The sequence below is a fragment of the Mesorhizobium sp. M6A.T.Ce.TU.016.01.1.1 genome, assembly GCF_003997065.1.
Taxonomy (GTDB): domain Bacteria; phylum Pseudomonadota; class Alphaproteobacteria; order Rhizobiales; family Rhizobiaceae; genus Mesorhizobium; species Mesorhizobium mediterraneum.
The window spans coordinates 75,621-98,623 of record NZ_RZTJ01000016.1; the positions used below are offsets into that span (position 1 = coordinate 75,621).

General features: G+C 61.3%; 25 protein-coding genes. 5 read left to right on the forward strand and 20 right to left on the reverse strand.

What is annotated here, in order from left to right; all coding sequences use genetic code 11:
- The first annotated feature begins 88 nt into the window (after positions 1 to 88).
- The 4 genes from EOC94_RS24515 (at position 89) to EOC94_RS24530 (ending at position 5,006) form a co-directional block, all read left to right on the forward strand.
- Positions 89 to 427 carry a P-II family nitrogen regulator gene (locus EOC94_RS24515; RefSeq protein WP_006205430.1) on the forward strand — a complete coding sequence of 113 codons (339 nt, stop codon included), beginning with the start codon at positions 89 to 91 and terminating at the stop codon, positions 425 to 427.
- Between the two features lie 54 nt (positions 428 to 481).
- Positions 482 to 1,891 carry a type I glutamate--ammonia ligase gene (gene glnA / locus EOC94_RS24520; RefSeq protein ID WP_127294047.1) on the forward strand — a complete coding sequence of 470 codons (1,410 nt, stop codon included), beginning with the start codon at positions 482 to 484 and terminating at the stop codon, positions 1,889 to 1,891.
- Between the two features lie 247 nt (positions 1,892 to 2,138).
- Positions 2,139 to 4,655, forward strand: coding sequence for an MBL fold metallo-hydrolase (locus EOC94_RS24525; protein WP_185928321.1), 2,517 nt, complete (start codon positions 2,139 to 2,141; stop codon positions 4,653 to 4,655).
- Between the two features lie 39 nt (positions 4,656 to 4,694).
- The gene (locus EOC94_RS24530) at positions 4,695 to 5,006 is read left to right on the forward strand and encodes a hypothetical protein (protein WP_095488580.1); all 312 of its coding nucleotides are present in this window, start codon (positions 4,695 to 4,697) and stop codon (positions 5,004 to 5,006) included.
- Positions 5,007 to 5,148: 142 nt separating this feature from the next.
- Here EOC94_RS24530 and EOC94_RS24535 read toward each other — a convergent pair whose 3' ends face one another.
- Entirely contained in the window at positions 5,149 to 6,186 is a 1,038-nt protein-coding gene (locus tag EOC94_RS24535) for a glutamine synthetase beta-grasp domain-containing protein (RefSeq protein WP_095488579.1), read from the reverse strand.
- A 316-nt stretch (positions 6,187 to 6,502) separates the two neighbouring features.
- Between EOC94_RS24535 and EOC94_RS24540 the strand changes: the two genes are divergently transcribed.
- Positions 6,503 to 6,697 (forward strand): DUF2735 domain-containing protein, encoded by a 195-nt coding sequence (locus tag EOC94_RS24540; protein WP_095488578.1) that lies wholly within the window; start codon positions 6,503 to 6,505, stop codon positions 6,695 to 6,697.
- A 90-nt stretch (positions 6,698 to 6,787) separates the two neighbouring features.
- On the opposite strand, the gene EOC94_RS24545 is transcribed toward EOC94_RS24540, so the two are convergent.
- From EOC94_RS24545 to rpsH, 19 genes are all read right to left on the reverse strand, one after another.
- Positions 6,788 to 8,677, reverse strand: coding sequence for an MFS transporter (locus tag EOC94_RS24545; RefSeq protein WP_127294051.1), 1,890 nt, complete (start codon positions 8,675 to 8,677; stop codon positions 6,788 to 6,790).
- Between the two features lie 172 nt (positions 8,678 to 8,849).
- Complete coding sequence (locus tag EOC94_RS24550) at positions 8,850 to 9,641, reverse strand: ATP12 family chaperone protein (RefSeq protein ID WP_127294087.1); 792 nt, start codon at positions 9,639 to 9,641, stop codon at positions 8,850 to 8,852.
- Between the two features lie 11 nt (positions 9,642 to 9,652).
- Positions 9,653 to 10,528: a DMT family transporter gene (locus EOC94_RS24555; protein WP_185928322.1), complete on the reverse strand. Its 876-nt coding sequence runs from the start codon at positions 10,526 to 10,528 to the stop codon at positions 9,653 to 9,655.
- A gap of 50 nt (positions 10,529 to 10,578) precedes the next feature.
- Positions 10,579 to 11,559, reverse strand: a complete 981-nt coding sequence (locus tag EOC94_RS24560; protein ID WP_127294055.1) for an RluA family pseudouridine synthase — start codon at positions 11,557 to 11,559, stop codon at positions 10,579 to 10,581.
- Positions 11,560 to 11,690: 131 nt separating this feature from the next.
- Positions 11,691 to 12,068, reverse strand: a complete 378-nt coding sequence (gene crcB, locus EOC94_RS24565) for a fluoride efflux transporter CrcB (protein WP_029352249.1) — start codon at positions 12,066 to 12,068, stop codon at positions 11,691 to 11,693.
- A gap of 87 nt (positions 12,069 to 12,155) precedes the next feature.
- The gene (locus EOC94_RS24570; protein WP_127294057.1) at positions 12,156 to 13,466 is read right to left on the reverse strand and encodes a replication-associated recombination protein A; all 1,311 of its coding nucleotides are present in this window, start codon (positions 13,464 to 13,466) and stop codon (positions 12,156 to 12,158) included.
- Between the two features lie 50 nt (positions 13,467 to 13,516).
- Positions 13,517 to 15,004, reverse strand: coding sequence for a DegQ family serine endoprotease (locus tag EOC94_RS24575; protein ID WP_127294059.1), 1,488 nt, complete (start codon positions 15,002 to 15,004; stop codon positions 13,517 to 13,519).
- A gap of 192 nt (positions 15,005 to 15,196) precedes the next feature.
- Positions 15,197 to 15,628 (reverse strand): 50S ribosomal protein L17, encoded by a 432-nt coding sequence (gene rplQ / locus EOC94_RS24580; RefSeq protein ID WP_023799277.1) that lies wholly within the window; start codon positions 15,626 to 15,628, stop codon positions 15,197 to 15,199.
- Between the two features lie 96 nt (positions 15,629 to 15,724).
- The gene (locus tag EOC94_RS24585) at positions 15,725 to 16,735 is read right to left on the reverse strand and encodes a DNA-directed RNA polymerase subunit alpha (RefSeq protein ID WP_023799278.1); all 1,011 of its coding nucleotides are present in this window, start codon (positions 16,733 to 16,735) and stop codon (positions 15,725 to 15,727) included.
- A 182-nt stretch (positions 16,736 to 16,917) separates the two neighbouring features.
- Positions 16,918 to 17,307: a 30S ribosomal protein S11 gene (gene rpsK, locus EOC94_RS24590; protein ID WP_023799279.1), complete on the reverse strand. Its 390-nt coding sequence runs from the start codon at positions 17,305 to 17,307 to the stop codon at positions 16,918 to 16,920.
- 158 nt (positions 17,308 to 17,465) lie between these two features.
- Complete coding sequence (gene rpsM, locus EOC94_RS24595) at positions 17,466 to 17,834, reverse strand: 30S ribosomal protein S13 (protein ID WP_029352234.1); 369 nt, start codon at positions 17,832 to 17,834, stop codon at positions 17,466 to 17,468.
- Positions 17,835 to 18,025: 191 nt separating this feature from the next.
- Positions 18,026 to 18,634: an adenylate kinase gene (locus EOC94_RS24600; protein ID WP_127294061.1), complete on the reverse strand. Its 609-nt coding sequence runs from the start codon at positions 18,632 to 18,634 to the stop codon at positions 18,026 to 18,028.
- On the reverse strand, positions 18,631 to 19,971 hold the full coding sequence (gene secY, locus EOC94_RS24605) for a preprotein translocase subunit SecY (protein ID WP_095488570.1): 1,341 nt from the start codon (positions 19,969 to 19,971) through the stop codon (positions 18,631 to 18,633). Before secY ends, EOC94_RS24600 begins: the two co-directional genes overlap by 4 nt.
- 191 nt (positions 19,972 to 20,162) lie before the next feature.
- Positions 20,163 to 20,636 carry a 50S ribosomal protein L15 gene (rplO, locus tag EOC94_RS24610; protein ID WP_095488569.1) on the reverse strand — a complete coding sequence of 158 codons (474 nt, stop codon included), beginning with the start codon at positions 20,634 to 20,636 and terminating at the stop codon, positions 20,163 to 20,165.
- Between the two features lie 22 nt (positions 20,637 to 20,658).
- The gene (gene rpmD / locus EOC94_RS24615; RefSeq protein WP_006205449.1) at positions 20,659 to 20,856 is read right to left on the reverse strand and encodes a 50S ribosomal protein L30; all 198 of its coding nucleotides are present in this window, start codon (positions 20,854 to 20,856) and stop codon (positions 20,659 to 20,661) included.
- Positions 20,857 to 20,880: 24 nt separating this feature from the next.
- On the reverse strand, positions 20,881 to 21,444 hold the full coding sequence (gene rpsE / locus EOC94_RS24620) for a 30S ribosomal protein S5 (RefSeq protein WP_006333394.1): 564 nt from the start codon (positions 21,442 to 21,444) through the stop codon (positions 20,881 to 20,883).
- Positions 21,445 to 21,526: 82 nt separating this feature from the next.
- Positions 21,527 to 21,886, reverse strand: a complete 360-nt coding sequence (gene rplR, locus EOC94_RS24625; RefSeq protein WP_029352225.1) for a 50S ribosomal protein L18 — start codon at positions 21,884 to 21,886, stop codon at positions 21,527 to 21,529.
- 86 nt (positions 21,887 to 21,972) lie between these two features.
- The gene (rplF, locus tag EOC94_RS24630) at positions 21,973 to 22,506 is read right to left on the reverse strand and encodes a 50S ribosomal protein L6 (RefSeq protein ID WP_127294063.1); all 534 of its coding nucleotides are present in this window, start codon (positions 22,504 to 22,506) and stop codon (positions 21,973 to 21,975) included.
- A 97-nt stretch (positions 22,507 to 22,603) separates the two neighbouring features.
- Complete coding sequence (rpsH, locus tag EOC94_RS24635; protein ID WP_006205453.1) at positions 22,604 to 23,002, reverse strand: 30S ribosomal protein S8; 399 nt, start codon at positions 23,000 to 23,002, stop codon at positions 22,604 to 22,606.
- Between the last annotated feature and the right edge of the window lies 1 nt (position 23,003).

Consider the following 23,003-nt stretch of genomic DNA (forward strand, 5'->3'; position numbering starts at 1 on the left):
ATCCCCTCAAATTGGCACAGTTCGTGCTTGAAGGAGGCGCAAGCGGGGCTCACAACCCGTCTTTTTGGCAGTGGAGGCCACTTTTTACATGAAAAAGATCGAAGCGATCATCAAGCCGTTCAAGCTAGACGAAGTGAAGGAAGCGCTTCAGGAGGCCGGGCTGCAAGGCATCACCGTTACGGAGGCCAAGGGTTTTGGCCGCCAGAAGGGCCATACCGAACTCTATCGCGGCGCCGAATATGTTGTCGATTTTCTGCCCAAGGTGAAAATCGAGGTCGTGCTCGGTGACGACGCAGTCGAAGGCGCGATCGAAGCCATCCGAAAGGCCGCCCAGACCGGCCGCATCGGCGACGGCAAGATCTTCGTCTCCAACATCGAGGAAGTCGTGCGCATCCGCACCGGCGAAACAGGGATGGACGCGGTCTGAGGTTTCTGATTTCAGATCATCTCCTCGAAACGTCATCAGACAGGGAAACATGACATGACGACAGCCAAAGACATCATGAAGCAGATCAAGGACAACGACGTGAAATTCGTTGACCTGCGCTTCACAGATCCGAAGGGCAAGCTGCAGCACGTGACGATGGATGTCGTTGAGGTCGAGGAAGACATGTTTGCCGACGGCGTCATGTTCGACGGATCGTCCATCGCCGGCTGGAAGGCGATCAACGAGTCCGACATGGTGCTGATGCCCGACACCGAGACGGTGCATATGGACCCGTTCTTCGCACAGTCGACCATGGTCATCCTGTGCGACATCCTCGATCCAATTTCCGGAGAATCCTACAACCGCGACCCGCGCGGCACCGCCAAGAAGGCCGAAGCCTACATGAGGGCCGAAGGCATCGGCGATCAGATCTTCGTCGGCCCGGAAGCCGAGTTCTTCGTCTTCGACGACGTCAAGTACAAGGCCGACCCGTACAACACCGGCTTCAAGCTCGACTCCACCGAATTGCCGTCCAACGACGACACCGACTATGAGACCGGCAACCTCGGTCACCGCCCGCGTATCAAGGGCGGCTATTTCCCGGTGCCGCCGATCGATTCGGCACAGGACATGCGCTCGGAGATGCTGACCGTGCTCGCCGAAATGGGCGTGCGCGTCGAAAAGCATCACCACGAAGTCGCAGCTGCCCAGCACGAACTCGGCATCAAGTTCGACACGCTGGTCCGCAACGCCGACAAGATGCTGATCTACAAGTATGTCGTGCACCAGGTCGCCAACGCCTACGGCAAGACGGCCACCTTCATGCCGAAGCCGGTTTTCGGCGACAACGGCTCGGGCATGCACGTCCACCAGTCGATCTGGAAGGGCGGCAAGCCGACCTTCGCGGGCAATGAATATGCCGGCCTCTCGGAGAGCTGCCTGTTTTACATCGGCGGCATCATCAAGCACGCCAAGGCCATCAATGCCTTCACCAACCCGCTTACCAACTCCTACAAGCGCTTGGTGCCCGGCTATGAAGCGCCGGTGCTGCTCGCCTATTCGGCCCGCAACCGCTCTGCCTCCTGCCGCATTCCATTCGGCTCATCGCCGAAGGCCAAGCGCGTCGAGGTCCGCTTCCCCGATCCGGGCGCGAACCCCTACCTCGCCTTTGCCGCCATGCTGATGGCCGGCCTCGACGGCATCAAGAACAAGATCCATCCCGGCCAGCCGATGGACAAGGATCTCTATGACCTGCCGCCGAAGGAACTGAAGAAGATCCCGACCGTCTGCGGCTCTCTGCGCGAAGCGCTGCAGAACCTCGATAAGGACCGCGGCTTCCTGAAGGCCGGCGGCGTGTTCGACGACGACCAGATCGACAGCTATATCGAGCTCAAGATGGCCGAAGTGATGCGCTTCGAAATGACCCCGCATCCGGTCGAGTATGACATGTATTACTCGGTCTGACCGACCGTTAAGAGACAAGAAAAAACCCCGGCGGAGACGCCGGGGTTTTTTCTTGTCATCTGTCGTAGGAGCCAATCGAGATATGGCCGTGCGGATAGAAGTCGGTAAGTCGGATAGGCAGAAAACAATGCGAGGTTTTCATAGTACGGCAACAGGAACGTTATATTAGTGCTCTTTAACGCGACCTATTTATTGTCGATCGCTAATGCATCATACTAAGGCGGTGGCTTATCAAGCGGAGGGGGCGATGCAAATCCATTTTCTCGATGTAGGTCAAAGCCAGTATGGCGACTGCATATTGATTCAGGCGAACAGCAGAACCATCCTTATCGACGGTGCTCACAAGGGCGACTTCACAGGATCCTCTGGGCACCTTTCCATCCCCGCGCAGCTCCGTGAATTGATGGACCAGCCGGAAGGACCGCTCGAACTTTCTCTGCTCATCCTGACGCACTGTCATTCCGATCACATCGGGTGCCTGCCGGAAATGGTTGAGCGGGAGGTCATCGCGCCCAAGGTCACTCTGGTTGCCGATGAGTTTGCTGGATATGGACTCGCGCTCGGCAGCGATGCATCCGATCGCCTGCGGTTTCGTGTCCTGGCCAGCCTTCAGGAAGAGCCTCTGGCTCCCGGATTGAGCGATGCAACCGTACAGGCGTTCATATCCGACGCCGCTTCCCAGCGTGATCTGTACATCGAGATGATTGAAACATTGGAGCAGCGCGGCACGAGAGTCGTTCGCTACCGCGGTCTCGACGATCCGGAGATTTCTGATCTTGAAGAGCAGTTCCGCAATATCGGTCTGAAGGTTCTCGGACCGTCAGCGGAACAAATTGTCCTGTGCGCGGAAACCATCGCGCAATTCGATCGTGACGCTGTCGACGCGATTGCCAGCCTGCAGGCCGGCGATCTCGACGACGTGGCCATCTACCGGACACTTACCGACGGCAATCCGACACCGGACGTCATTCTTCCCGATGCCGTCCTCGACTTTCTCGACAGACCTGGCGCAGGCGCCGCCAAGAATAACCAGAGCATTGTCATCTCCGTGGGAAAAGGAGCCAATCGTTGCTTGCTCACCGGCGACATGCAGTTCGCCGAGGCCGAGGTCGAAGGCCTTGAAAATGAAATGGCGGCTCTTTTGGACCATGTGGTCGAAGCGGGACCGTATGCGTTCATCAAGCTGCCGCACCATGCCTCCTACAACGCTTTCGAGGAGCATGTGCTGTCGCGATTCCCCGACACCCGATTCTTTGGTATGTCGACCGGCCGCAACGGAGCGGCGCATCCAAATCCAAAGGTGCTGCGGCTGCTTCGCAATTCAAGCAATCCGCTCATCTGGGCCAGAACGGACAAGAACGGCCAGTTCACGGTCGACGTTTCCCGGGGACAGGTAAGGATCAGCATAACAGAGGGCGAATTGAGCGATCCACAGCCCAAACCGCGTGACGAATTGGTCCTCGAGCCCGCAACGGCCATCTCAACGGTGACAATGCCGGCTGGGCCGCCACCGGCCTCGCTTGGCGGAAATCCAATTTCCGGGATGGCCGCGTCTCAGCTTCCGGCCGATGCAATTTTGGAGATCACCGCGAAGATCCCGGCACTGCTGAAGCGGGTAACCATCACGGTAGACATCGAGCAAAACACAGTTGGTGCGGTTTCTGCCTCCGACGATATGACGAAGCGCTATCTGGGAAATCGCCGTGTCCTGCCCAGGCTGTTGTTCTTGACTGATCCTCAACGGCTGCGGCGCAAGATCGGCGATGCAGGTTATGACACGGCGAGGACCATGATCGAGGAAGGCGGCAGTACGCTTGTCGAAGCCACGGGCGAGGAAGCTACCTTCACCAAGATCAGGAATAGCGCGACGGGAGTGAAGGGTGTTGTAATCCTCGGCGACTACAATGTCGTGCCCGCGCTGATATACGACGTTCTGCCTCCAGACCTGAGGGACAGAGTCTCGGCGAATTCGGATCCTGACCGCTTTGTCGTCTGGAGCGACCAACGATATGGCGATGTCGACGGAGACGGTCTCGGGGAATTGCCAGTGTCGCGAATTCCCGACTGTTCGAGCGCGGCGTTCCTGCTGGGTTGCCTCACGGCCGAAGACAACCGCACCACACCGATCAAGTTCGCGTCGCGGAATGCCGAGCGACCGTTTGCGGATAACGTGTTCCGTAGGCTTGGCGGACGGGGTCAAATGTTGGTCAGCGGCCCGGACGACTTCGGAAACGTTCGGACCGGGCACTTCGATGCGCGGCAGCTCTATTTCATGCTACACGGTTCCGACACCGACGGAACCCGGTTTTGGGGCGAAGACGATGGAGGAGCGGTCGAGGCGGTGAACCTCACCAATCTTGCCGGCGCCATCAAGGCCCATGGAGCCACCGTGCTCACCGGCTGTTGCTGGGGCGCCCTGACGGTGCAGGAGATCGCGACACGGGCAAGCGATCACTGGGCGGTCACGCCGAGGACCGTCGCTTCGTCGTTGGCATTGCGTTTTTTGGAGCTCGGAGCGCTCGCCTATGTCGGTTGCACCGGTGCCCACTATTCGCCGTTGGACGGTCAGCTGAATTTTTTCGGGGAGCCCATCCACCGCAGCTTCTGGACGGCCTTCGCAGCTGGGGCTGCGCCGGCGCAGGCTTTGTTTCAAGCCAAGCAGGCCTATATAAGGGATATGCCTCACGGCCGTGTAACTGCCCCGGAATGGGCGATCGAGTATAAAATCCTGAGGCAATTCACTTGCTTGGGACTGGGATGGTAGTCCAAGCGGTGGTAGTGTGGGATTAGAAAGGTGGCTGTCATGGCGAAGAGTCCCAAGACAATTGCAGAAGAAAATATGAAGGGTTGGACGGCGATCGATGAGATTCCGATCGACTCTACGTCGCTTCCCAAGGTCGACGGGGTTGGAGCGGACCTTGACCACCTGAAAGTAAAATACTTCGGCCAAGGAAAACCGCGCGGGTCGGATGCCGGGGCGGGCCGCGTCCGAGACCCCAATGAATCCGATGATGCGGCGTTGGTGGTTATGGAACGTCAGGGCGAGCACGATTTCGCCCCCGGCCGGAAGACTGTAATTGTGCGCGGTAACAAGGTAGTCGGCACGCAGGGCTGAAGCTTCAGACCCACTATCTTTAGCTTCAGCCCGCTATCGTTGCGAACAATCTCGATGCTCGACTGTCTTTAGTTGCGGCGAGTCAACGACATCATCCGCCACATCACGGCGCAGACGCTGGCGTCTACGCCGTGCGGAATGCTCAGGCTGCGGCCTTCTTCTCTGCCGTGCTCACGGAGGCGATCGTCTTCAGGATCTGGGAAGCGATCTGGTAGGGGTCGCCCTGCGAGTTCGGGCGGCGATCCTCGAGATAACCCTTATAGCCGTTGTTGATGAAGGAATGCGGCACTCGGATCGAGGCGCCGCGGTCAGCGATGCCATAGCTGAACCTGTTCCACGGCGCGGTCTCATGTTTGCCGGTCAAACGCTTGTCGTTGTCCGGGCCATAGACTGCGATGTGGTCCATCAGGTTTTTGTCGAAGGCGGCCATCAGCGCCTCGAAATAGGCCTTGCCGCCGACTTCGCGCATATGGGCGGTCGAGAAATTGGCGTGCATGCCGGAACCGTTCCAGTCGGTGTCGCCGAGCGGCTTGCAGTGATATTCGATGTCGATGCCGTATTTCTCGGTGAGGCGCTGCATCAGGTAGCGGGCCATCCACATCTGGTCGGCGGCCTTCTTGGAGCCCTTGCCGAAAATCTGGAATTCCCACTGGCCCTTGGCGACCTCGGCGTTGATGCCTTCATGGTTGATGCCGGCGGCAAGGCAGAGGTCGAGATGCTCCTCGACGATCTGCCTAGCGACGCTGCCGACGTTGCTGTAGCCGACGCCGGTGTAGTACGGGCCTTGCGGCGCCGGGTAGCCGCTTTCGGGGAAGCCGAGCGGGCGGCCGTCCTTGTAGAAGAAGTATTCCTGCTCGAAGCCGAACCAGGCTCCCTCGTCATCGAGGATGGTGGCGCGCTTGTTGGATGCATGCGGCGTCACGCCGTCCGGCATCATGACTTCGCACATGACGAGCACGCCATTGGTGCGCGCGGGATCCGGATAGATGGCGACCGGCTTCAGCACGCAGTCGGACGAGTGGCCCTCGGCCTGCATGGTCGAAGAACCGTCGAAGCCCCACAGCGGAAGCTGGTCGAGCGTCGGGAACTCGGCATATTCCTTGATCTGCGTCTTTCCGCGAAGGTTGGGAACCGGGGTGTATCCATCGAGCCAAATGTACTCGAGCTTGTATTTCGTCATTCTAGCCTCTCGTTGCTTGATCACCGAACCTTGGACGGCGCTGGCGTGCCAGCCACCCTGCAGCCGACCTGCCGGACTATTAAAAAGCAATTCGTGTGCCATTTTCACCGGCAAAGGATGCGACAAAACTGACGCCGCATCCCGACAAATTCGTTGCGTCGTCATCGCAATGCGTCCGGATCAATCACAAGCATATTTTGTATAAATAATAGGCAGTTGCTGATCTTTTTATAATCATATTGCCTAACTGGATTGCAGAACCTATCTTCGGGTAAGGTTGAATCGGCAAGGCTCCGAAGAAGAAAGGAGACCGACAATGGAAATCACTCCTACCCGTCAGTCGGCCAAAATCCTGATGTTCCCGGTGGCAGCACGCGCTTCTGCCTCAAATTTAAGCGGAAAGGCTAAGTTCGCGGCAGAACTTGCTTCATTGCGCAACCGTATGGATTTCGGAAGCGGCTGGTATCACGAAGCGGCCATCGAAGAAGAGAAGCAGGACCGGAAGAGCTAAAGGCCCTTCCTTCCGCCCCGCTTCCGAAGAATTGAAAAGCCCGGCGCGATCACTCGCGCCGGGCTTTTCATTTTCGCCGTCAGGCCAGGATCAGGTCTTGGCGTGCAAGTTCGTTCCCAGCGTATCCTTGACGAAAATCATACCGATGATCAGCGACATCGCCGCGATCACCACCGGATACCAGAGGCCGTAATAGATGTCGCCCTTGTAGGCGCTGAGCGCGAACACCGTTGCTGGCAGCAGGCCGCCGAACCAGCCATTGCCGATGTGATAGGGCAATGACATGCCGGTGTAGCGGATGCGTGTCGGGAACATCTCGACCAGGATCGCGGCGATCGGTCCGTAGACCATGGTCACGTAAAGGACCAGGATGAACAGGATGCCGATGACCTTTGCCCAGCTGACCTGTTCAGGGTCGGCAAACATCGCAAAGGCGCCTGCTTCCGGGACGTTGTAGACGGTGATCTCGGGCGCTCCCGCCGCAGCCTCATCGGCCGTCAGCAGCTTGTCCTTGATCGCCTGGTCGACCGCAACCGTCGTCTTGTCGCCGGCGCGGATTGCGGCGGCGTCGAGCTTCAGTTCCGGATTGGCCGCGACGAAGACGTCAAGCTTCTGGTCGGCGACCTTGGCTGCAGCACGCTTGAGCGGATAGCCGCCATCCTGCAACGCAATGTTGATTGCCTTCTTGAAGGCGGCGTCGCTTGACGGTGCCTTGCCTGCGGCTGCCACGGCATCATAGGACGCCACCGTTTCGGCGCCGATCTTGACACTGGCCGCGGTCCCCGGAGCCGCTGTCGTGACAATGTCATAGGGCACGGAGCTCTTGGCGAGGAAGTCCGTCGCAATATCGCACGACGTGAGGGGCTTGCGCGTTCCGGTTGGATTGAACTGGAACTTGCAGTCGCCAGGCGCAGCGGTAATCGTGGCACGGGTGTTTTGCTGCGCAGTGGCGAGCGCCGGATTGGCTGCCCAGGTCAGCGCCTTGAACAGCGGAAATGTGGTGACGATCGCCAGCGCCAGGCCCGCCATGATGATCGGCTTGCGGCCAATTTTGTCGGAGAGCCAGCCGAACACGACGAAGAAGATCGTGCCGAGCGCCAGCGCGATGGCGATCATGATGTTGACCGACTGGCCGTCGACCTTGAGCACGTTCTGCAGGAAGAACAGTGCGTAGAACTGCCCGTTGTACCAAACCACGGCCTGGCCAGCAGTAAGGCCGAGAAGCGCCAAAATGGCGATCTTGGCATTTTTCCATTGGCCGAACGCTTCCGTCAGTGGCGCCTTGGAGCCTTTACCTTCGTCCTTCATCCGCTGGAATGTCGGCGATTCGGCAAGCGACAGGCGTATCCAGACCGAAATGCCCAGCAGGACCGCAGAGACCAGGAACGGTATGCGCCAGCCCCAGGCCGCGAAGTCTTCCTTGCTCAGCGAATTCTGCACGATCAGGATGACGATCAGCGACAGGAACAGGCCGAGCGTGGCTGTCGTCTGGATCCACGACGTGTAGAAGCCACGACGATCGTCGGGAGCGTGCTCGGCGACGTAGGTCGCAGCACCGCCATACTCGCCACCCAGCGCCAGGCCTTGCAGCATGCGCAGCGCGACCAGGATGATCGGCGCCGCGATGCCCCAACTGGCAGCGCCAGGAAGTATGCCGACCAAGAAGGTCGACAGACCCATGATCAGGATGGTGACGAGAAAGGTGTATTTACGGCCGACGAGATCGCCGATGCGGCCAAACACCAGCGCCCCGAATGGGCGCACGAGGAAGCCCGCGGCAAAAGCCAGCAGCGTGAAGATGTTGCGCGTTGTTTCGGGATATTGCGTGAAGAACGCGGCGCCGATCGCGGCCGCCAAAGTGCCGTAGAGATAAAAATCATACCATTCGAAAACGGTGCCGAGTGAGGAAGCGAAGATGACTTTCTTCTCTTCCCGCGTCATGCCGCGGCTTGCTCTGCCGGCGGTCGCTGCCATTACCATGAATTCGTCCTCCCGTGATATCTCGCTGTGCTTGATGCTGCGCGGTGTCGTGCCTCTGGACACGAACTCGCGCAGCTACCGCCGCAAGAAATGACAGAAAGCGCCGCCCAGAGGCAGGCCGTCTTTGGGATTATGACTTTGGTCCAATATGCAACGCGGGCGGCGATTGCGGTCAGGCTTTGAGTGCCTCGAGCAGGCCGACGGCGGCCATCATGTCGCGCTTGCGGGCCGAGCGGCGGGCGACAGCTTCCGCGTCATGGCCCCAGTGCTCGGCCTGCCAGTCCTCGTCGACATGGCCGGCAGTCCAGGCGGCGTCGCCGTCGATCTCGCCGAAATCGACGGCCAGCGCCAGCAGGGCCGATCCCGTCAGCGACGTCATGACGTGGATGGCCGCCAGCCGTAGCGGGTCGGCGCGCTGGGCAAGATGGACACCGAGCACAGCGATACTCTCACGCGGCTGCTCGACATGGATCACTCCTTCGGCGAGATGAAACCGGGCGCCAAGCGCGCTCCGCGCCCAATCGATGATGGGATCCCAATGTTCGTTCTGCCGGTCGACCAGCCCTTGTGGAGCGTCGGCGCGATAGCAGAGCAGATCGGACGAGGCGAAACGCAGGATGTCCTCCAGCACCGCTTGCGGGTCGCTGGCGACGCCGTCGATGGCCGTATTGACCAGACGCATGACCGGCATCGTCACCGGGTCGATAGTCTCACCTTGCGCGGCGAACTCGTCGGCGACTAGAGCGGCCGCTTTTTCGGTCGGCAGGACCAGCAGCGCCTTGCCCGGCGTGCGGACCGGCTTGCCAACGAGATGAATGGCAAAACCATCTTCGGCCGGTGCGACCGAAACGGCTTTGTAGAAGCGTTTCGGCAAGTGCGTCTTCATCTGGATTTGGGCACGGCGCACCGGATCCGGATCGGAAAGCTGCTTTCCCGCTTCGAGGTCGTTGAGGATATCGCGCATGCCGGAGCCTTTCATCCGGGGATCTGTTTTCGGGCTGGCCGGTTCACGATGATCAGGCCGGCTGCGATGAGGCCGAGTGCCAGGAAAATACGAACGCTCAGCGGCTCGTTCAAGAAGATGGCGCCGCACAGAACGCCGAACACCGGCGACAGGAAGGTGAAGCTCGAGAGGCCCGATGCCGGATAGCGCCTGATCAGCCAGAACCACAGCACATAGGTGAACGCAACGATGTAGACCGCCTGGAAAAGCAGGGCCAAGGTCGGCAAGGCGGCGAACTCGCGGACGGGCGGCCCGGCGAAAGGCAGCACCAAGGCGCCTACCACGGCAGCGCCGGCCAGTTGGTAGAGCAGCAATTTCTCCGCGCTCGTTTCCGCCAATTTCGTCCGCTTGATGACGATGTAGGTCAAGGCCCAGAGAATGCCGGCGCCGAGACTGAGCAGATCACCGGTCAGTGTCGAACCATTGTCGGCGCTCAGCTGGTCGGAGAACACTGCGACCAATCCGGCGAAAGCGAGCAGAAGGCCGACGAGCCGGCGCACGGTGATGCGTTCGTTCAGCAGGAAATGCCCGCCGACCAGCACCCAGAACGGCATGGTGTTGACCAGCAAGGTGTTGCGCGCGACGGTCGTCTGTTCGAGCCCGACATAGAGAAACAGGAACTCGAGACCAAAAAGCGCGCCTGCCAGAATGCCGGCGACAAGGGTTCCGTCGCGGGTAAAAAGCACAATGCCGCGCCAGCGGCACCAGATGAGAACGCACAGCCCTCCAATGACCGACCGTGCGATCGACAGGAAAACGGGATCGTAGCCGGCATAGGAGATCTTGGCGGCGACATAGTTCAGCCCCCAGGAAAAGGTCAGCCCGACCATGATGGCGGCGGCCGCCATGTCGACCGTGTCGCGGCGGTCGAGCGTATCGGTGGCGATACCCACAGGCTCTAATCCTCCGCGCTTGCGTCGTCGAAGCCGATCAGGTTCCAGCTCTGGCGCATATGCGGCGGCATCGGTGCGGTGACGTCGATAAAACCCTTGTCGGGATGCGGGATGACGATGCGGCGCGCGTGCAGATGCAAGCGGTTCTGCATGCCGCCGGGAAAATCCCAATTGGTGTCGGCCTCGAAATATTTGGGGTCACCGATGATCGGGCAGCCGATGTGAGCGGCATGGACGCGAAGCTGATGGGTGCGGCCGGTATAGGGCTCCATCTCCAGCCAGGTCATCGTCTGCGCCGCCTGCTCGATGATACGGTAGTAAGACACCGCATGGTCGGCGCCCTTTTCGCCATGCTTGGCGACGCGCACGCGGTCGCCGTCCGGCGTCGGCTCCTTGATCAGCCAGGTCGAGATCTTGTCCTCGCGCTTCGGCGGCACGCCCTTGACCAGCGCCCAGTAGGTCTTCTTGGTCTCACGCGCCCGGAATGCCTCGGCGAGCTTCATGGCAGCGAGCCTGGTGCGGGCGACGACCAGCACGCCTGACGTGTCGCGGTCGAGCCGATGCACCAGACGCGGTTTCTCGCCCTTCTGGTTGCGCCAGGCTTCCAGCATGTCGTCGACATTGCGGGTGACGCCCGAGCCACCCTGAACGGCAAGGCCGGCCGGCTTGTTGAAGACGAAGACTTTCGGATCTTCATGGAGCAGCATCTTGGCCAGGACGTCGGCGTCGCCCTGGTTGCGGATCGAGTGACCAGTGAGCGCGCTTTCACCCTTCTTGTCCACTTCGAGCGGCGGGATGCGGACCATCTGGCCGGGCTCGACGCGGGTATCGGCCTTCACCCTGCCGCCATCGACACGGATCTGGCCGGAGCGCAGCAGTTTTTGCAGATGGCCGAAGCCAAGACCCGGAAAATGGGTCTTGAACCAGCGGTCGAGCCGCATGCCCGCCTCGCCGGCCTCCACCGTGATCTGTTCAACACCTGCCATTGTCTCGTTTTACCCGTTTCTAGCGCATGACCTGAAATCGATTTTCGGAAAGGGTCGTGCGCAAATCAAAATGCTACAGCGTCTTTGCGCGTCCTAAGGGACGCGAGGTGCTGCAAGCGGGGGCAATAGCATTAAGGCAGGCTTCTTGCGAGCCAAAGACCCAGAAACAGGGCAATGATCGCGCCAATGAGGCTGGCAAGGGCATATCCGAACGCCGGCAGCGTCGCGCCGCGCTCCCACAGCGTCGCAAAATCGAGCGAAAAGGCGGAGAAAGTGGTGAAGCCGCCGAGGATGCCGGTGGCAACGAACAGCCGAAGCTCGTTCGATCCGCCGTAGCGCCGCGCCAGGGTCGTGATGAACAGGCCCATGGCAAAGGAGCCGACGATGTTGATCGCCATCGTGCCCCAGGGAAAACTCGGGCCGACAAGACGCAGCGCAACGAAATTGGCGACGTGGCGCAGCCCCGCACCAATAGCGCCGCCCGCGGCAACAAGCAGGAGATTAATCATCGCCGTCTACTGCCCCTACAGGGCGGCCTCGGTCAATCCCTGCTGCTCAGCGTGCGGCGCCGTCCCGAGCGGAAAAACCGTGCGAGGCTACTTTTTCCGCTCGCCGCGCAGCTTCGCCCAATAGTCGAGCCGTTTCCTGATATCGCGTTCAAAGCCGCGCTCGGGCGGATCATAGAACGTGTGGCGGCCCATCTTTTCCGGAAAATAATCCTGCCCGGAAAAAGCGTCCGGCTCGTCGTGGTCATAACGGTAGCCTGCGCCGTAATCTTCTTCCTTCATCAGCTTGGTCGGCGCGTTGAGGATGTGTTTGGGCGGCAGCAGCGAGCCGAACTCCTTCGCCGCCTGTGTGGCGGCCTTGAAGGCGGTGTAGACGGCGTTGGATTTGGGCGCGCTGGCGAGATAGACGGCAGCCTCGGCGAAGGCGAGCTCCCCCTCTGGCGAGCCCAGATAGTCGTAGGCATCCTTGGCGGCATTGGCGATGACCAGCGCCTGCGGGTCGGCCAGCCCGATATCCTCCATCGCCATGCGCACCAGCCGGCGGCCGAGATAGAGCGGATCCTCACCGGCGTCGAACATGCGGGCGAGATAATAGAGGGCGGCGTCCGGGTCGGAGCCGCGCACCGATTTGTGCAGCGCCGAAATCAGATTGTAGTGGCCGTCCTGGCCCTTGTCGTAGATCGGCGCGCGGCGCTGGACGATGCGCTGCAGGCCTTCGGCGCCGAATACCTCGCCTGATTTGGCGGCGCGCCAGACCTCTTCGGCCAGCGTCAGCGCCGCGCGGCCATCGCCATCGCTCATGCGGATGAGCATTGCCCTCGCCTCGTCGTCGAGCGGCAGCCCCCCGCCCTCGGTCTCCTCGGCCCGCGCCAGCAGCTTGGCGATGCTGTCCTCACCGAGCGAATGGAAGACCAGCACGCGGGCGCGGGACAACAGCGCGGCATTCAGCTCGAAGGACGGGTTCTCGGTGGTGGCGCCGACCAGCACGACGGTGCCGTCTTCCATCACAGGCAGAAAACTGTCCTGCTGGGCCCGGTTGAAGCGATGAATCTCGTCGACGAAAAGCAGCGTCTGACGGCCATTGGTGCGACGCAGCTTCGCCGTCTCGAACACTTTTTTCAAATCGGCGACGCCGGAAAACACCGCCGATATCTGTTCGAAGGCAAGGCTGGTTTCGCCGGCAAGCAACCGCGCGACGGTAGTCTTGCCCGTCCCCGGCGGCCCCCAGAAGATCATCGAGCCGAGCGAGCCTGAGCCGATCAGCCGCGTCAGTGCGCCGTCAGGCCCGGTCAGATGCTCCTGGCCAACGACCTCGGCAAGGTTCTTCGGGCGCAGTCGGTCGGCCAGCGGCCTGCCGGGCGGCGTCTTTTCCGGTTCATCGACACTGAACAGATCGGCCATGCACTTCTTTTCGTTGGAGCGCGATCTCGTCCGGAGGATCGAGTTCGGGCTTAGTAACGCAACACCTGGCGCAGTATCTGCCCGCCGCGCTCGACGGTAAAGCGCCACCAGCGAGTCTCCTGCATGGATGCCTGCTCCAGGGTCGCTGCGGTATCGATGGTCAAGCCATTGACCTCGCGAACGATGTCGCCCGGCTGGAAGCCGAAGCCGGCTGCGGGCGAACCGCGATTGATGTCGATCACGGTAACGCCCTTGGCATCCGTGCGCATGCCTAGCCGCTGAGCGAGCCGAGGCGACAGTTCAGCAACCTTGGCACCGGAAAACGGGCTGCGGCCGCGCAGCGTCACTTCCGCAAGTTTTGCACCTTCCGGAGCGCGCTGCAGCGCGATGTCCATCGTCGCTTGCTGGCCTTTGCTCAGCACGGCGAAGCTGGCACTGGTGCCGATCGACAGCGTCGCCATCCGGTAATCCAGCGCCTCGATACTCTCGACCGGCGTGCCGTTGAGCGACAACACGACGTCACCGGCCTTGAGCCCCGCCGTGGCCGCCGGCCCTGCTGCTTCGACAGACGAGACCAGCGCGCCGGTCGAGGTCTCCATGCCGAGCGATTCGGCGATCTGCGGCGTCACGCGCTCGAATTCGGCGCCGATATAGGGCCGCTCGAAGAAGTCGCGCCCGGCCTTGGCCGCATCGGCAAAAGCGCGAACCATGTTGGAAGGAATAGCAAAGCCGATGCCGATCGAGCCGCCGCTGCGGCTGTAGATCGCCGTGTTGATGCCGACCAGCTGGCCGCCCATGTTGATCAGCGCGCCGCCGGAGTTGCCGGGATTGATCGCGGCGTCGGTCTGGATGAAGAAACTGGAATCGGAAACGCCGATGTGGCTGCGGGCAAGCGCCGAAACAATGCCGCTGGTTGTGGTCTGGCCGACACCGAAGGGATTGCCGATGGCCAGCAACAGGTCGCCAACCTCGAGCGCGTCGGAATCACCGATGGCGACGACCGGAAATGGCTTGTCGGCGGAGATCTTGAGCACAGCGAGGTCAAGCGTCTCGTCCTTGAGCAGCACCTTGCTGTGGAATTCACGCCCGTCCGCGGTGGCGACCTTGACCTGATCGGCGTCCTTGATGACGTGGAAATTGGTCACCACTATGCCCGTCGGATCGACCAGCACGCCGGAGCCGAGCGAGGACTGCGCACGCGGCTGCGAACGGCCGAAGAACTCTTCGAAGAACGGATCGCCGTCGAAGGGCGATCTCATCTTGGCCGTTTGCGAGGCATAGACATTGACCACGGCCGGCGCCGTCTGCTTCACCAGCGGAGCGAAGGACAGTTGCACCTCCTCGCGGCCGAACGGCACGCGCTTGTCTGGACCGGAGGTGGCATTTTCGCCTTCGGCGCCGCGCAGCAGGTCGGTCAGCACATCGGACAGGCCGGGATCGGCTTTGGTGTCCTGCGCCAGCGCCTGCCTGGCCGCCGGCACGACTGCCAGCGCCATCAAGGCGCAGAGTAGAACAAGGGACAGCCGTTTTACGCGCATTCCGAATCCTCCGGGTCGGGCGCCATTGTCCCGACGATTGTGCAAAATGAAAGGCTAAGGCGCTGAAATCCGATTATTTTGGGCGGAAAGGCATGAGCTGAGCCAAGAAGTCGCAGCAAATGCTCCTTGCCGCTTCCGGAATGCGAAAAGGGGCCCGCAGGCCCCTTAAACTCACTCAGGAGAAACCGAAGCTTATGCAGCTGCGGCTTCCTCGTCGGTGCCTTCGGCCTCGATGCGGGCACGGTCGCCGGCGCCTTTGGCCGAGGTGTCGCGATCGACGAACTCGATGACCGCCATGGCGGCATTGTCACCGTGGCGGAAGCCCGCCTTCATGATGCGCAGATAACCGCCGTTGCGGGTGGCGTAGCGCGGCGCGATCGTGTCGAACAGACGCTTGACGACGCCTTCATTGCCGATCTGGGCAATCACCTGACGGCGGGCATGCAGATCACCGCGCTTGCCGAGCGTCACCAGCTTCTCGACGATCGGACGCAGATCCTTCGCCTTCGGCAATGTGGTGAGGATCTGCTCATGCTCGATGAGCGATACGGCAAGGTTGGCAAACATCGATTTGCGATGGCTTATGCTGCGGGCGAACCGGCGGCCTTTAAATCCGTGGCGCATGGCTCTTCTCCTTCATTCCGGGTTCAAGAGGCCACAGCCTCAGTTGGTTAGCCGCATGATCTTGCCCGAAAAGTCTGCAACTTTTCGGGATCATGCTCAATATTGATCTTCGTAACGCTTGGCGAGGTCTTCGATGTTTTCCGGCGGCCAATCCGGCACTTCCATGCCGAGGTGCAGGCCCATCGCCGCCAAGACTTCCTTGATCTCGTTCAGCGACTTGCGGCCGAAGTTCGGGGTGCGCAGCATCTCGGCTTCGGTCTTCTGGATCAGGTCGCCGATATAGACGATGTTGTCGTTCTTCAGGCAGTTGGCCGAACGCACCGAAAGCTCGAGCTCGTCGACCTTCTTGAGCAGCGCCGGGTTGAAGGCAAGCTCGGTCACCTGCTCGGCGGCGACTTCCTTCTGCGGCTCGTCGAAATTGACGAACAGGCCAAGCTGATCCTGCAGGATGCGAGCGGCGAAAGCCACCGCGTCCTCGCCCGAGATCGAACCGTCGGTGTCGATCGTCATGGTCAGCTTGTCATAGTCGAGAACCTGGCCCTCGCGGGTGTTCTCGACCTTGTAGGAAACCTTCTTGACCGGCGAGTAGAGGCTGTCGACCGGGATGAGGCCGATCGGCGCGTCTTCGGCGCGATTGCGGTCGGCCGGAACGTAGCCCTTGCCGGTATCGACGGTGAACTCCATGCGGATTTCAGCGCCTTCGTCCAGCGTGCAGATGACGTGGTCGGGGTTGAGGATCTCGACGTCGCCGACCGTCTGGATGTCGCCGGCGAGAACGGCGCCCGGTCCCTGCTTGCGCACGACCATGCGCTTGGGGCCGTCGCCTTCCATGCGGATGGCGATTTCCTTGATGTTCAAGACGATGTCGGTCACGTCCTCGCGCACGCCGGCGATGGACGAGAATTCATGCAGAACGCCGTCGATCTGCACGGCGGTCACAGCCGCGCCACGCAACGAAGACAGAAGCACGCGACGCAGCGCATTGCCGAGGGTAAGACCAAAGCCGCGCTCGAGCGGCTCGGCGACCAGCGTGGTCAGCGTCTTCTTCTTCGACGAAAACTCGATCTTGTTCGGCTTGATCAGTTCCTGCCAATTTTTCTGGATCATAATACTTTCCTTCCGTTGACCCGCCACCATCCAATCGTGGCGGGCGACCTGGAATGCCGTGGAGGAACGCAACTGGGCGTTCGCGCGGCGTTCGGTAATTTCCTAAAGCGCGTCGCGCTTTAGGTCTCTGTTTTTATGCATGTCGTTGCCCCAAAACCGCTGCGCACTTTGGGCGACATGCTTTAGACGCGGCGCTTCTTGCGCGGGCGGCAGCCATTGTGCGGGATCGGCGTCACATCACGGATCGAGGTGATGGTGAAGCCGGCTGCCTGCAGCGCGCGCAGCGCCGATTCACGACCGGAGCCGGGTCCGCAGACCTCGACCTCGAGCATGCGCATGCCGTGTTCCTGGGCCTTCTTGGCGACGTCTTCGGCAGCCATCTGGGCAGCGAACGGCGTCGACTTGCGAGACCCCTTGAAGCCCTGGGCTCCCGCCGACGACCAGGCAATCGAATTGCCCTGCGCGTCGGTGATGGTGATCATCGTGTTGTTGAAGGTCGAGTTGACGTGGGCAACGCCCGACGAGATATTCTTGCGTTCGCGACGGCGAACACGTGTGGCTTCCTTGGCCATGATGGTCCTTTCAGTTGATCTCTACACCGCCGTAATGCCAGCGGCTCCACCTTGCTAAGGGAGTAGGGGAATAGGGCCGTAGGGGAGTATGTCTGGCCGCGAACGAACCGCGCCGCTTTACATACTGCCCTACTGCCCTACTCCCTTATTCCCCTAAATTACTTCTTCTTGCCGGCGATCGACTTGGCCGGGCCCTTGCGGGTGCGCGCATTGGTGTGCGTGCGCTGGCCGCGAACCGGCAGCGAGCGGCGATGACGCAGGCCGCGGTAGCAGCCGAGGTCCATGAGCCGCTTGATGTTCATCGACACTTCGCGGCGCAGGTCGCCCTCGACCTGATAGTCGCGGTCGATCGTCTCGCGGATCTGCAGCACTTCCGCGTCGGTCAGCTGGTTGACGCGGCGCTCGGCCGGGATGCCGACCTTGTCGACGATCTCCTGGGCGAAGTTCTTGCCAATGCCGTGAATGTACTGAAGCGCGATGACGACGCGCTTGTTGGTCGGAATGTTAACGCCGGCTATACGAGCCATGTTCTTCTCTTCTCCATGTGGGCCGGACAAGCCGGCGCTATCAAAGTTGCCCCGCGTCCGGTGGAGGCCGGCCCATGCGGGAGTTTCCAGTTCAAAGCGGCTGCCTTGCCCTTGCGGGCAAGCAAGCCTCATGCCTGATAGGAAGACGGGCCGCCATACCCCAGCGCACCGCTCCAGTCAAGCGTAATCGTTTATTTTCCGTTTGCCGTCCCTTGGGTCGCAGCCGCGAGCACCACTTCGATCTGTTGCGTCACCGCATCGATGTCGGCCATGCCGTCGACACCTCTCAGCTTGCCCTTGGCATAGTAGTAGCCGATCAGCGGCGACGTTTTCTTGTAGTACTCCCTCAGGCGCTCTTCGAACACCGCCGGATTGTCGTCTTTGCGTACCGGCAGGCCCGCGGCCTTGGCCTGTTCGGCGCGCTTGCCGATTCGACCAACCAGTGCCTTGTCGTCGACGACAAGTTCGATGACAGCGTCGAGCGTGAGGCCGCGATCCGAGAGCATCGATTCAACCGCGTCCGCTTGCACCAAGGTCCGCGGGTATCCGTCAAGGATGAATCCCCCGGCGCAATCGGCCTGATCGATACGCTCGGCCACGATGGCGTTGACGATGGCGTCGGAAACCAGTTCGCCAGCGTCCATCACCGCCTTGGCGCGCTTGCCGACTTCGGTGCCGGCCTGGACAGCAGCGCGCAGCATATCGCCCGTGGAGAGTTGGGGTATGCCGTATTTTTCTACCAGTCTTTGTGCTTGCGTCCCCTTGCCCGCCCCTGGCGGTCCAAGCAATATCAACCTCATCTGGCCTTTTTCCCCCCGCGCAGCTTCGACTTCTTGATCAGGCCCTCATACTGGTGCGCGATCAGGTGACCCTGAATCTGCGCCACCGTATCGAGCGTTACACTGACCACGATCAGAAGCGATGTGCCACCGAGGTAGAATGGTACGCCAGTCGCTGAAATCAGGAACTCGGGCAACAGACACACCAGCACCAGATAGATGGCGCCGACGACGGTGATGCGGGTGAGAACATAGTCGATGTAATCGGCCGTGCGCTCGCCTGGACGGTAGCCCGGAATGAAACCCGAATGCTTCTTGAGCTGGTCGGCGGTGTCCTTCGGGTTGAAGACGATCGCCGTGTAGAAGAAGGCGAAAAACACGATCATCGCGGCGTAGAACGCCATGTAGAGCGGCTGGCCATGGCCAAGCGCCGCCAGGACGGTGCTGGCCCAGGCTGGCATGTTGGTGGTCTGCGAGAAGCCTGCGACCGTCGCCGGCAGCAACAGCAGCGAAGAGGCGAAGATCGGCGGAATGACGCCGGCCGTGTTGAGCTTGAGCGGCAGGTGCGAGGTGTCGCCCTGGAACATGCGGTTGCCGACCTGGCGCTTCGGATACTGGATCAGCAAGCGCCGCTGGGCGCGCTCGAAGAACACGATCAGCGCGATGACGACGACGGCGAGAACGATGATCGCCAGGATCAGGCCGGTCGACAGCGCGCCGGTGCGGCCAAGTTCCAGCGTACCGGAGATGGCTTGCGGCAGGCCGGCGACGATGCCGGAAAAGATGATCAGCGAAATGCCGTTGCCGATGCCGCGGGCGGTGATCTGCTCGCCGAGCCACATCAGGAACATGGTGCCGCCGACCAGCGTGATGACCGTCGAGACGCGGAAGAACATGCCTGGATCGCTGACGATGCCGTTGCCGCCTTCCAGTCCGACCGAAATGCCATAGGCCTGGACCAGCGCCAAAAGCACGGTGCCGTAGCGCGTGTACTGGTTGATGACCTTGCGGCCCTGCTCGCCTTCCTTCTTCAGCGCTTCCAGCGACGGGATGACGGAGGTCATCAGCTGCATGATGATGGAAGCGGAGATATAGGGCATGATGCCGAGGGCAAAGATCGCCATGCGCTCCACGGCGCCGCCGGCGAACATGTTGAACATGCCGAGCACGCCCTTGCTCTGCGACGAGAAGGCCTGGGCGAAAGCGTCGGGATTGATGCCGGGCAGCGGGATATAGGTGCCGAGGCGGTAGACGAGCAGCGCACCGATGGTGAACCAGATGCGCTTCTTCAGATCCTCCGCCTTGGCGAAGGCCGAGAAATTCAGATTCGAGGCTAGTTGTTCAGCAGCCGAAGCCATGCCTGATTCTCCGCTTGGTCACGCTCGATGGCCCGCAACTCAGGCGGCGCGTGTCACCGAAGCTCACGAGATAAGCTCCGGACTGCAAACATGCAAGCGGCCGCGTTGACGCGGCCGCCATATTGGTCGGATCAAAGCGCAATCAAAAGCGAAACGTATCCCACTCTTGCCGATCGCGCTTCAAATCGACGTTACTCGGCGGCTGCCTTTTCCGGCAGCTTCACCGAACCGCCGGCCTTTTCGATCTTCTCGATGGCAGCCTTGGAGGCGCCGGCCACGTCGAAGGCGAGTTTCGACTTGATGTCGCCGTCGGAGAGGATGCGCACGCCGTCCTTGACGCGGCGAATGACGCCGGCAGCGACCAGCGCTTCGGCCGTCACAGTCGTCTTGGCGTCGAGCTTCTTGGCGTCGAGCGCGGCCTGGATGCGGGCCAGCGACACAACAGTGAAGCTCTTGGCGAAGATGTTGTTGAAGCCACGCTTCGGCAGACGCCGGTAGAGCGGCATCTGGCCGCCCTCGAAGCCGTTGATGGCGACGCCGGAGCGCGCCTTCTGGCCCTTGACGCCGCGACCGGCGGTCTTGCCCGAGCCGGACCCGATGCCGCGGCCGAGACGCTTCTTGGAATGCGTCGCGCCGTCCTTGTCACGCAGATCGTTGAGTTTCATCTGAGTTCTCCTGCGCTCTGGCTCAGCCCTCGTCCACGACGCGGACGAGATGCTGGACGGCAGCGATCATGCCGCGCACGGAGGGAGTGTCCTCCAGCGTGCGCTGCTTGTGCATCTTGTTGAGGCCGAGGCCGACCAGCGTCGCGCGCTGCTCCTTCGGCCGGCGGATCGGCGAACCGATCTGCTCGACGGTGATGGTCTTGGTTGCTTTCTTGGCCATGGTCAAAATCCCTGGTCAGATCGACTATTCTTCGGCCGCAACGGCGGTGCCGCGGCGGGCCTGAAGGGTCGAATACTTGATGCCGCGCGCGGCAGCCACATCCTTGGGATGCATCTGGCTCTTCAGCGCGTCGAAGGTGGCCCGAACCATGTTGTACGGGTTCGACGAACCCATCGACTTGGCAACCACGTCATGCATGCCGAGCGTCTCGAATACGGCGCGCATCGGACCGCCGGCGATGATGCCGGTACCCTGCTTGGCAGCGCGCAGCAGCACGCGTCCGGCACCCCAGCGTCCCTCGACGTCGTGGTGCAGCGTACGGCCCGAGCGCAGCGGCACGAAGATCATGTCGCGCTTGGCCGATTCGGTCGCCTTGCGGATCGCCTCAGGCACTTCGCGCGCCTTGCCATGACCGAAGCCAACGCGGCCCTTCTGGTCGCCGACGACGACGAGTGCTGCAAAACCGAAGCGCCGGCCGCCCTTGACGACCTTGGCGACGCGGTTGATGTGGACGAGCTTGTCCACCATGCCGTCGTCGCGCTCTTCGCGATCACGGCCGCGGCCGCCATCCCTACGTTCCTGTGCCATATCCTGTTCCTTGTTTTTTTCCGGAAGCACGGTTGATGATGATATCCGGTTCCCTCTGTGGGGTTGCCGGGGGCGAAACTTTTTAGAAGCTCAAGCCGCCTTCACGGGCAGCCTCGGCCAGCGCCTTGACGCGGCCGTGATAGATGTACGGTCCGCGGTCGAACACGACTTCCTTGACGCCGGCCTTCGAAGCGCGCTCGGCAATCAACTTGCCGATTGCCACAGCGGCGGCAGTGTCGGCACCGGTCTTGAGCGAACCCTTGAGGTCCTTCTCCAGCGTCGAGGCGGCAGCAATGGTGTGGCCCTTGGCGTCGTCGATGACCTGGACGTAGATGTTCTTCGACGTGCGGTGGACCGACAGGCGCGGACGCTCGCCCGCGACCTTCTTGATCTGGCGGCGGACGCGCTGAGCGCGGCGTTGGGTGGATTCTTTCGAGCCCATGATATCAGTTCCTTGCCTTCAAAAAAACGGGGGCAACCCTGTGCGGTAGGACAAGCCTCCCGCGACCGCTCCCCGCGGCGTTGAAATTACTTCTTCTTGCCTTCCTTGCGGACGATCTTCTCGCCAGCGTAACGAACGCCCTTGCCCTTGTACGGCTCGGGACCGCGATATTCGCGGATCTCGGCAGCAACCTGACCGACCTTCTGCTTGTCGATGCCGGTCACGGTGATTTCCGTCGGCTTCGGCACGGTGATCGTGATGTCCTGCGGCGTTTCGTAGACGACGTCATGGCTGAAGCCGAGCGCCAGCTGCAGGTTCTTGCCCTGCATGGCGGCGCGATAGCCGACGCCGGTGATCTCGAGCTTCTTTTCAAAACCGTCCTTGACGCCCTGCAGGATGTTGACGATCTGCGTGCGCGACATGCCCCATTTGGAGCGGGCGGTCTTGGTCTGGTCGCGTGGCTGGACAGCGATCTCGCTGCCTTCCATCTTGACCCGCACTTCGTCGTTCACCACGAACTTCAGCTCACCCTTGGGGCCCTTCGCCGTGACGGTCTGGCCGTCAACGGTCGCGGTCACGCCCTGCGGCAGCGAAACGGGTTTCTTTCCAATACGAGACATTTTGTTGTCCTCGTCACTTCTCTTGTTTCAGGTCTCTATTTTCGAGCGAGATCTTGCCCGAAAACCGGTAACCACTTTTCGGGATCTCGCTGCCAGATCAGAAGATCTGGCAGAGGATTTCCCCGCCGACATTCTGTTCACGCGCTTCGTGGTCGGCCATCACGCCCTTCGGCGTCGAAAGGATGGCGATGCCGAGGCCGTTGGCGACGTGCGGGATCGACTTCGCCGAAACATAGACGCGACGACCCGGCTTCGAGACGCGGGCGATTTCGCGCACAACCGGCGCACCGTCGAAATACTTCAGCTCGATCTCGATTTCGGACTTGCCGTTGTCGAAGTCGGTCTGGCTGTAGTCGCGGATATAGCCTTCCGCCTTCAGCACGTCGAGGACGCGGGTGCGCAGGCGCGAGGCCGGCGTCGAAACGCTCGACTTCTTGCGGCCATAGGCGTTGCGGATGCGGGTCAGCATATCGCCGAGAGGATCGCTCAATGACATG